The organism is Frankia nepalensis (assembly GCF_016786325.1).
Classification (GTDB): Bacteria; Actinomycetota; Actinomycetes; order Frankiales; family Frankiaceae; genus Pseudofrankia; species Pseudofrankia nepalensis.
On the sequence record NZ_JADWYU010000064.1, the window covers coordinates 1 to 8,963 of the forward strand.

Here is an 8,963-nt window from a genome sequence, read left to right on the forward strand (position 1 = left end):
GGGGGGGGGGGGGGGGGGGGGGGGGGGGGGGGGGGGGGGGGGGGGGGGGGGGGGCGGGCCCCGGGCCCCCCCGCCCCCCCCGCCCGCCGTCTCGTCAGCTGATGGCGCCATTGATCACAGGGTCGGTGATGGCTCCGTCGGCCATGCCCCACTTCTCAAGGATCTTGGTGTACGTGCCGTCCGCGATGATCTGCTCGAGGGCGGCCTTCAGCGGCTCGGCCAGCCCCGAGCCCTTGCCCACCGCGATCCCATACGGAGCGGTGTCGAACTGCTCGCCGACCAGGGCCAGCTTGCCGCCCGACTCGTTCACCAGGTAGGCCGCGACCGGCGCGTCGGCCATCCCGAGCTGGGCGCGGCCGGAGCTCAGCGCCAGGTTCGCCGCGTTCTGGTCCGGGAAGACCTGGACGGTCACGCCCGGCTTGCCGGCCTCCTTGCACTTCCCGTCCTGCGCGGTGGCGGCGTCGGCCTGGGTCGTGCCGGTCTCGACGGCGACGGACAGGCCGCAGAGGTCCTCGATGGTGGTGATCTGGGCGCCGTTGTCGGCCGTGGTGAAGAAGGCGGTGCCCGCCGAGTAGTAAGTGACGAAGTCGACGACCTCCTCGCGCTCCTTGGTGTCAGTGAAGCTCGACACGCCGATGTCGTACTTCTTGGAGCCGATGCCGGGGAGGATGTCGTCGAAGCCGGCGTTCTCGACCTCGACCTCGACGCCGAGCGCCGAACCGAGGGCCTCGATCAGGTCGACGTCCATGCCGATGATCGTCTTGCCGTCCGTGTCGAAGTACTCGTTCGGCGGGTAGGTGGCGTCGGTGGCGACCTTGAGTGTCTTGCCCGCGTACTCGGCGGGCAGCGCGGCCGCGACCGACGGGTTCCCGGAGGGCGGTGGCGTCGCGCCGTCGTCGTCGGACGAGTCGCCGCCGCACGCGGCCAGCACGGCGAGCAGGCTCGCCGCCGCCGTCGCGGCCAGCACCCGGCGCGCCGTGCGCCGACTCGCGCGGCCGACGGCCGGGCCGTCGTCCATCGCCCGATGTGTTCGACTACGCATGCCGATCCCTCTCCCTTGCAGCCGGTACCAAGTGCGGACGGCTCAGCCGCGCGGGGCAGGGCGGGCGGCTGGCGGACGGGAGCCGCGCCGGTCGACCGGCCTACCTGGCGCTGTACGCGCCCTTCCCGCCACGGAGCGCGTCTGGAGACGTGGGGTGCTGCCGCTCCGTGCTCGGGAGGGGTCGGCGACGACGGCGGCGCACGTCCTGGGCCATCACCCAAGCCTGGTTACGTGTCAGTAGCACTACGAGAATGCTTCGTGAGCGTTTCAGGACAACATGCCGGATTGTCGCAGGCAAGCGCGTCGCGGGTCTCCCCATCCGAGGGCGGGACGCCACCGGGTCGCCGCCCACGGCCTCCGACGTGCAATATTTGAAGGTGCCCGGGCGACCCCCGGCTCGATCCTCGCCTCTCCAAGCCCGAGGCGACCGGCTCAGCCTGTTCGCCGACCGCTGGTCGGCTTCCCAAGGCCGTGATGTCTCCCGGGGGGCGACCCCCGGACCCCCGATGTCGGGCTGTGCCCGACGTCACCCAGCTGGGCAATCCCCGGACGTCCACCACCAGCAGGCCCCAGACGCCTCCACCGACCCAGGGACAGCTTGGGCAACCGGGCCCGCCCATATCCAGGAGCACTTGCGTGACAGCGACCGCAGACCACCAGACCTTTGATCAGACGACGCCGGCGACCACGCTTTCCGACGCCCTCGCCGTCAGCCCGCGGGTGTCGGACGACGACCCGGTGTTCGCGCTGCACCGCGGCGGCAAGATCGCCCTCGAGGTGACCTCCCCGCTGGAGAACCGGGACGACCTCTCGCTGGCCTACACCCCCGGGGTGGCCCGCGTGTGCCTGGCGATCGCCGAGGCCCCGGCGCTCGCCGAGGACTACACCTGGCGCGGCAACCTGGTCGCGGTGGTCACCGACGGCACGGCCGTGCTCGGCCTCGGTGACATCGGCCCGGCCGCCGGCCTGCCGGTGATGGAGGGCAAGGCCGCGCTGTTCAAGCACTTCGCCGGCGTCGACGCCGTGCCGATCGGCCTGGCCACGAAGGACGTCGACGAGATCGTCGACACCGTCGCCCTGATGGCGCCCAGCTTCGGCGGGATCAACCTGGAGGACATCTCGGCGCCGCGCTGCTTCGAGATCGAGCGGCGGCTGCAGGAGCGGCTCGACATCCCCGTCTTCCACGACGACCAGCACGGCACCGCGATCGTGGCGCTCGCCGCGCTGGAGAACGCCGCCCGGCTGACCGGCCGGCGACTGTCCGACCTGCGGGCCGTCGTCTCCGGCGCCGGCGCGTCCGGGATCGCGGTGACCCGCATTCTGCTGGCCGCCGGCATCGGCGACATCGCGGTCGGTGACCGCAAGGGCATCATCTACTCCGGCCGGGGTGACCTGACCTCGGTGAAGGCCGACATCGCCGCCGTGACCAACTCGTCCGGACTGACCGGCTCGATCACCGAGGCGCTCGCCGGCGCGGACGTCTTCATCGGGCTGTCCTCGGGCGTCGTGCCCGAGGAGGCGGTGGCGACGATGGCGCCCGACGCGATCATCTTCGCGATGGCCAACCCGGACCCCGAGGTCCACCCCGAGGTCGCCCACAAGTACGCCCGCATCGTCGCCACCGGCCGCAGCGACTTCCCGAACCAGATCAACAACGTGCTCGCCTTCCCCGGCGTGTTCCGGGGCGCGCTCGACGTGCGGGCGAGCCGGGTCACCGAGGGCATGAAGCTCGCGGCCGCGCGGGCGCTCGCCGACGTCATCGTCAACGAGCTCGCGCCGGACCACATCATCCCGAGCCCGTTCGACGCCCGGGTGGCCCCGGCCGTCGCCGCCGCGGTGGCCGCCGCCGCCAGGGCGGAAGGCGTCGCCCGCCGCTGACGCGGCACGGTCGCGCCGAACGACGACGAGCCCGGTTCCGGCCCGCCCGGAACCGGGCTCCCGCGTCTCTCGGGGGGAACCTGGGGAACTTCTCGGGAAACCGAGCCGCGGGGATGGGGCCGGCGGCTCAGACCCGGCCGCAGCCGGAACAGGGACGGCCCGCGGCGACCTCGTCGAGCGGGCGAAGCGCACCGCAGCCGTTGTAGGAGCAGGCGACGAAGTCGGTCTGGGTGACCACGATGAGCGGGAGCCCGTCGTCGGTGAAGACAGGCTGCGCGGGCTCCGGCTCGGGTACCGGCCGTCGACGGCGCCAGCGCGAGCCACGCGTCCGCCGATCCGCGCCGGCCAGGGGCGTCATGGGCTGTGTCGTGGCGGCCGGTGTCGTGGCGGCCGGTGTGGTCGTGGCCGGTGTGGTCGTGGGCTGTGCCGTCGCGGGCCAGGCCACCGGCCCGGCCGGGGACGGGCCGGGTTCGGACGACACGGGTTCAGCTGCCACCACGAGGATGAGTCCAGCACATCCCGCGCCGGAGCGCGACGCCACCCCCGCGGGCCGTGGCGCCCGCGTGACGGCGCCGACGCGGCCGGACGGCCCGGCGTCGATGGCGTCGGTCCGCGGCCGGGCCTAGGGTTTGTCCGTGCTTGCCGTTGCCGCAGTGTCGATCGACCCCTCGGACCCGCTGGCCGGGCTGGCCGTCGGGGAGCAGCCGGAGCCGACCGTTCCGGACGGCTGGACCACGGTTTCCGTCCGGGCCGCCGCGCTCAACCACCACGACCTGTTCAGCCTGCGCGGCGTCGGCCTGCCGCCCGAGCGACTGCCGATGATCCTCGGCTGCGACGCGGCGGGCGTGACCGGCGACGGAACCGAGGTGATCGTCCACGCGGTGGTCGGTGACCCGGCGGCCGGCGGCGGCGACGAGACCCTCGACCCGAAGCGAACCCTGCTCTCGGAGCTGCATCCCGGCACGCTCGCCGAGCGGGTGGCGGTGCCCACCCGCAACCTGGTGCCCAAGCCCGCGTCGCTGTCCTGGGAGGAGGCGGCCTGCCTGCCGACGGCGTGGCTCACCGCCTACCGGATGGTCTTCACCAAGGCCGGGCTGCCCGCCGAGGGCGGCGGCACGCTGCTGGTCCAGGGCGCGGGCGGCGGGGTCGCCACCGCCGCGCTGCTGCTGGCCAAGGCGGCCGGGCACACCGTCTTCGTCACCTCGCGCGACGAGACGAAGCGCAAGCGGGCGCTGGACCTGGGTGCCGACGTCGCCGTCGAGTCCGGCGCCCGGCTGCCCAGCCGGGTCGACGCCGTCATCGAGACCGTCGGCGCCGCCACCTGGAGCCACTCGGTGAAGTCGCTGCGTCCCGGCGGCACGATCGTCTGCTCCGGCGCGACCAGCGGACCGAACCCGCCGGCGGAGCTCACCCGGATCTTCTTCCTGCAGCTGTCCGTTCTCGGCTCGACGATGGGCACCCGCGACGAGCTGGCGGCCCTCGTCGACTTCCTCGACCGCACCGGCGCGCGGCCGCTCGTCGACGACGTCCGCCCGCTCCGTGACGCCCGCGCCTCCTTCGAACGCATGGCCCACGGCGAGTTCTTCGGCAAGCTCGTCCTCACGGTCTGAGCGGGCCCCCGCAGCCTGGTCCCGTCCTCACGGGCCGGGATCGGGCGGCCGGACCAGGACCGTGCCGAAGGCGGCCGCCCAGGCGCCGAAGAAGACCGTGAGGACCGTCGCGGCCGAATAGCCCCACCAGGGCGGGTCGATCAGGCTGACGGCCAGCCACGGGGCGAGCGCGAGCGCCGTGGCGACGATGAGCAGGACCGCGCCGACGACCCGGTCGAGGAAGGCGACGCGGGCTGGCCCACGGCCAGTTCGGCCCGTCCCGGGCATCGTCGTCGTCGGCCCGGTACGGGCGCCCGTCGCCAGTTCCCGCGGTTTCGCCCCGTGTGTGGCCGCGGAGTCGACCGCGCCCGGTGAGGCCGGGAGGCCGGGCATGTCCGGCTGGCCCGGTGGGGTCGAGCCCAGCAGGTCCGCCAGCTCGGGGCGCGGCGCCTGCCCGGCGGCGACGGCCGCGAAGGCGGCGGCAGCCTCGCCGGCCGTGGTCCGGTCGGCGGGGTCCTTCGCCAGCAGCCCCAGCACGACCCGCGCCAGGCGATCCGGGCCGGCCGGCCGGGGCGGCGCGTCGTGGAGCACCGCGTGGATCGTGGCGGCCTCGGTCGACCGGCCGAACGGCGATCCGCCGGTGAGGGCGAAGTAGAGGGTGGCGCCGAGCGAGAACAGGTCGCCCGCGGGTTTCGCGCGCACTCCGGCGAACTGCTCCGGCGCCATGTAGGCGAGGGTCCCGACCGGCCCGTGGCCGATCGTCGGCTGCGCGTCGTGGGAGGCGACGCCGAAGTCGGCGAGCAGGACGCGGTCTCCGGCGCCGATCAGGACGTTGGCCGGCTTCACGTCCCGGTGGGTGATGCCGAGGGCGTGCGCGCTGACCAGCGCGTCCAGCAGGGCCGTCCCGATGGCCGCGACCCGCTCCGGCGGCAGCTTGCCGGTCGCGCGCACCAGGTCGGCGAGCGACCTCGACTCGACCAGCTCCATCACGATCCACGGCAGGCCGCCGTCGGTGACGATGTCGTGCACCGTCACGACATGTGGATGGTCGCGCAGCCTGGCGACGATGCGGGCCTCCCGCTCGAGCTGGGCGCGAGCGGACTGCCCGTCCTCCGTCGTGACGTCGTGCCGCAGTTCCTTGAGCGCCACCTGCACCGCCAGGACGTCGTCGTGCGCGCGCCACACGGTGCCGTAGGTGCCGGACCCGAGCCTTTCCAACAACCGGTACCGGCCGGCCACGACGCGGCTTTCCGACCCGCTGGCCTCGGCGCTCACGGTCGGCGCTCACCTCCGGTCCCCGCGGGCCGCCAGTCCGGTGCGCGGCTATTGGACGTATCTGCTCGATTATTCTGGGTCAGGGGCAGCGGGCGCACAGTGGCCGTTCCACGACCTGACGCGGAGGGACCCGCGGTGGCGATTCTCGTTCGTGGCCGTCACCCGGGCGGCCGGCTCGCCGCCGCCGCGGGCAGCCAGATCGCGCTGGCGGCGAAGGTGCTGCGCGGCTGGCTGGCCGGCCGCGCGCGGCCGGTGTTCCTGGCCAGCGCGACGGTCCTCGCGGCCGTCGCCGCCGGGATCGCCGCCGTGGGCGTGGCCGATGCCGGCTCGCCGGGCTCCACCGGGCCGCCGGCGCGAACGCCGGGCGCCCTAGCCAGCGCGCCGGCCGGCTCCGCCGGGCCGTCGACCGGGCCGTCGGTGCCACCCCTTCCGGCGGCCGCGGCCGGGCTGAGGGCCGTGCCCGGCGCGGTGGGTACGGCCCGGCTGTGCTGGGAGGCGGCCGAGGGTGCCGCGGAGTATGTGCTGGAGTACCGGGATGTGGCCGCGGGGGAGGCGTGGACGCTGATGCCGTACCCGATTGGCGATGTCTGCTACACGGTCGAGCAGCTTGCCGTGGGTCGTACCTATGAGTTCCGGATTGTTGGTTCGAACAGTGCCGGTAACGGTGCGCCCTCGAACGTCGTGCGAGTCGCCGTGACACGGCCCCTACCGGCGGCCGTGACCGGGCTGACGGCTGTGCCCGGCGCGGTGGGTACGGCCCGGCTGTGCTGGGAGGCGGCCGAGGGTGCCGCGGAGTATGTGCTGGAGTACCGGGATGTGGCCGCGGGGGAGGCGTGGACGCTGATGCCGTACCCGATTGGCGATGTCTGCTACACGGTCGAGCAGCTTGCCGTGGGTCGTACCTATGAGTTCCGGATTGTTGGTTCGAACAGTGCCGGTAACGGTGCGCCCTCGAACGTCGTGCGGGTCACCGTGACGCGGCCCCTTCCGGCGGCCGTGACCGGGCTGACGGCCGTGCCCGGGTCAGGCACCGCCGAGCTGTGCTGGAACGCGGCGGACGGCGCCAACCGCTATCTCCTCGAGCATCGTGACGTCACCGCCGGGGAGGCCTGGGCGACGATGCCGTATCCCATCGACGGGCTGTGTTACACGGTCCGCCAGCTTCTGGGCGGCCACACCTACGAACTGCGGATCACCGGTTCGAACAGCGCCGGCAACGGCCCACCGTCGAACACCGTCACCGTCACGCCGACCGCCTGAGCCGCCGCGCCCCTCGCCGCCTCCCGCCTGGCTGCCGCACTGGTTCCGAGGACCGGCGTCGGCTGGCCACGCGGGGCGCTGGAAATCGCTGGTGGCCGGCCGGTCCTGGGAGATCGGGCCATGGGCCGTGGTGCCCGACGAGCGGGTTTTCGGCACCACAGCGCCTGGGAATCATGGCCGAAAACCCCGCGGGTCATGGCCAGCCGCCCGTCGGGGCCGTCCCGGTCACCGGTGACGAGGTCTCCCTCTAAAGATCGGGGTCGTCGTCGGGGCGGGCCAGCCAGGTGGCCAGGGTGTCGATGGCGGCGTCATGCTCGGGATGCAGGTCGACGAAGGTGCGCAGCGCGTCAGCCAGCCACTCGAGGGTGACGGTCTCCTCGCCCCGGCGCGCGATCAGTTCCTCGATCCCCCGGTCGGTGAAGTACATCGCCCGCTCGCTCTCCTTGCCTCGCCATCCCGTTGACCCGACCGGCTTGCGGTGCCCTGGGCCCACACGGGCAAACCCGGCGGCCACCGCTTTCGAACGACGGATCCGGCGGCCCGAAGACCGGCCCGCCGGATCCCGGCACACGATGCCTACCGGCGCCCCTCGGACGAAACTCCGCCCAGGTATCGACCCCGGAACCGATGGTCGCGCGGAGGAGGCGGCCTGCCTGCCGACGGCGTGGCTGACCGCCTCGGATGGTCTTCACCAAGGCCGGGCCGCTCGTCGTCGACGTCCGCCCGCTGCCGACGCCCATGCCTCCTTCGAGCGCGTGGCCCACGGTGAGTTCTTCGGCGAGCTCGTCCTCACCGTCTGAGCACGGGAGGCGAGCCAGGACGGCGCCGTCCGGATACCAGCCAGGGGCAGGAGCTCCCGCCCCGCCGGCTCAGTCCCGGTCGGGACGAGGCCGGAAGACGATCATGTTCACGTACCGGTCGCCGACCTTGGTGGCGACATGGCGTAGGTAGCCATGCCCGAACTGGTCCTTGATCGACTGCTGGTGCCCGACCAGATCGAACTCCGCCAGCGAATGCGAGCGGCCGTCCTTGAGCACGATGCCCTCGTAACCCCAGCTCTCGATCAGGCCAATAGTGTCGGCCGCCGGCGACCGACTGTCCTCGATCTCGACGATGAGCGTCGGCCGCCACCGCCGCACCAGTTTCTCCGCGCCTCGCAGGGCGGCGAGCTCGTGACCCTCGACGTCGATCTTGATGAGGCCCACATTGGCCACGTCCAGGCTGTCGAGCCTGATGGTCTCGACCTCGAGCGAGTGACCGTTGCCCTGTTGCTGCTGCAACGACGCCCTGCCCTCGGTGCCCTTGCCTCCCGGCGGCAGCCAGAGCGTCGCGGTTCCCGCCTCGTCCGAGGCCGCCGCGGTGATCACGGTGACGTTGTCGGGCGCCGTCCGCCGTACGAAGTCCGCGAGCTCCGGATTCGCCTCGACCGTGACCACCGATCGTGCCGCCCGCGCCAGCCAGTACGTCCACGGCCCGTACCAGGCGCCCACGTCGACGGCCGTCTGGTCGGCCGTGACGAACATCTTGACCAGATCGAGCATCGGCTCGGCCCGGCGGTGGGCGTAGGCGATGGCGGTCGCGAAGGCCCGGTCCGGGATCCGCTCGGCAATCGCACTGACCAGTGCCATGAATGTCTCCGTTCCAGCGCGGTTCCCCCGTCCACGGAGCCGCCGGCGCCGGCCGACGATCGCCGTGTCGGCGGCGCTCCCGGGAGCGGTTAAGGCCGAAGGGTTGGAGGCAGCCTAGTCGAGACCCGCCAGGAAGGTCCGTGGTGGCCGGATCTGGCTGCCCGGTGCCCTGACGGCGAAGCCGGGGCCCCCGGGGGGGGGGGGGGGGGGGGGCGCCGCCTTGCCGCCCGCTTGGGGGTGCTTGCAACTGCTTACTTTTGCAAGCACCCTTATCCTCTCACTGAATGTCAG

8 protein-coding genes are annotated in these 8,963 nt (G+C 73.2%); 3 read left to right on the top strand and 5 right to left on the bottom strand.

Annotated features, from left to right (window positions below; genetic code table 11):
- Positions 1-94 precede the first annotated feature (94 nt).
- The gene (locus I6A81_RS02835) at positions 95-1,042 is read right to left on the bottom strand and encodes an ABC transporter substrate-binding protein (protein ID WP_203004883.1); all 948 of its coding nucleotides are present in this window, start codon (positions 1,040-1,042) and stop codon (positions 95-97) included.
- A gap of 636 nt (positions 1,043-1,678) precedes the next feature.
- On the opposite strand from I6A81_RS02835, the gene I6A81_RS02840 reads away from it, so the two are divergent.
- Positions 1,679-2,920 carry an NAD(P)-dependent malic enzyme gene (locus I6A81_RS02840; protein ID WP_203004884.1) on the top strand — a complete coding sequence of 414 codons (1,242 nt, stop codon included), beginning with the start codon at positions 1,679-1,681 and terminating at the stop codon, positions 2,918-2,920.
- Positions 2,921-3,047: 127 nt separating this feature from the next.
- Here I6A81_RS02840 and I6A81_RS02845 read toward each other — a convergent pair whose 3' ends face one another.
- Entirely contained in the window at positions 3,048-3,278 is a 231-nt protein-coding gene (locus I6A81_RS02845; protein ID WP_203004885.1) for a hypothetical protein, read from the bottom strand.
- Positions 3,279-3,555: 277 nt separating this feature from the next.
- Here I6A81_RS02845 and I6A81_RS02850 point away from each other — a divergent pair, with 277 nt between their 5' ends.
- Complete coding sequence (locus tag I6A81_RS02850) at positions 3,556-4,530, top strand: zinc-binding dehydrogenase (protein WP_203004886.1); 975 nt, start codon at positions 3,556-3,558, stop codon at positions 4,528-4,530.
- 27 nt (positions 4,531-4,557) lie between these two features.
- On the opposite strand, the gene I6A81_RS02855 is transcribed toward I6A81_RS02850, so the two are convergent.
- A complete protein-coding gene (locus I6A81_RS02855; RefSeq protein ID WP_203004887.1) occupies positions 4,558-5,784 on the bottom strand; it encodes a serine/threonine-protein kinase in 1,227 nt (408 codons plus the stop codon).
- 135 nt (positions 5,785-5,919) lie between these two features.
- Here I6A81_RS02855 and I6A81_RS02860 point away from each other — a divergent pair, with 135 nt between their 5' ends.
- Positions 5,920-7,044, top strand: a complete 1,125-nt coding sequence (locus I6A81_RS02860; RefSeq protein ID WP_203010083.1) for a fibronectin type III domain-containing protein — start codon at positions 5,920-5,922, stop codon at positions 7,042-7,044.
- Positions 7,045-7,291: 247 nt separating this feature from the next.
- Here I6A81_RS02860 and I6A81_RS02865 read toward each other — a convergent pair whose 3' ends face one another.
- Entirely contained in the window at positions 7,292-7,471 is a 180-nt protein-coding gene (locus tag I6A81_RS02865) for a DUF6104 family protein (protein ID WP_203004889.1), read from the bottom strand.
- Between the two features lie 442 nt (positions 7,472-7,913).
- Positions 7,914-8,672: an FkbM family methyltransferase gene (locus I6A81_RS02870; protein ID WP_203004890.1), complete on the bottom strand. Its 759-nt coding sequence runs from the start codon at positions 8,670-8,672 to the stop codon at positions 7,914-7,916.
- Positions 8,673-8,963: the final 291 nt, after the last annotated feature.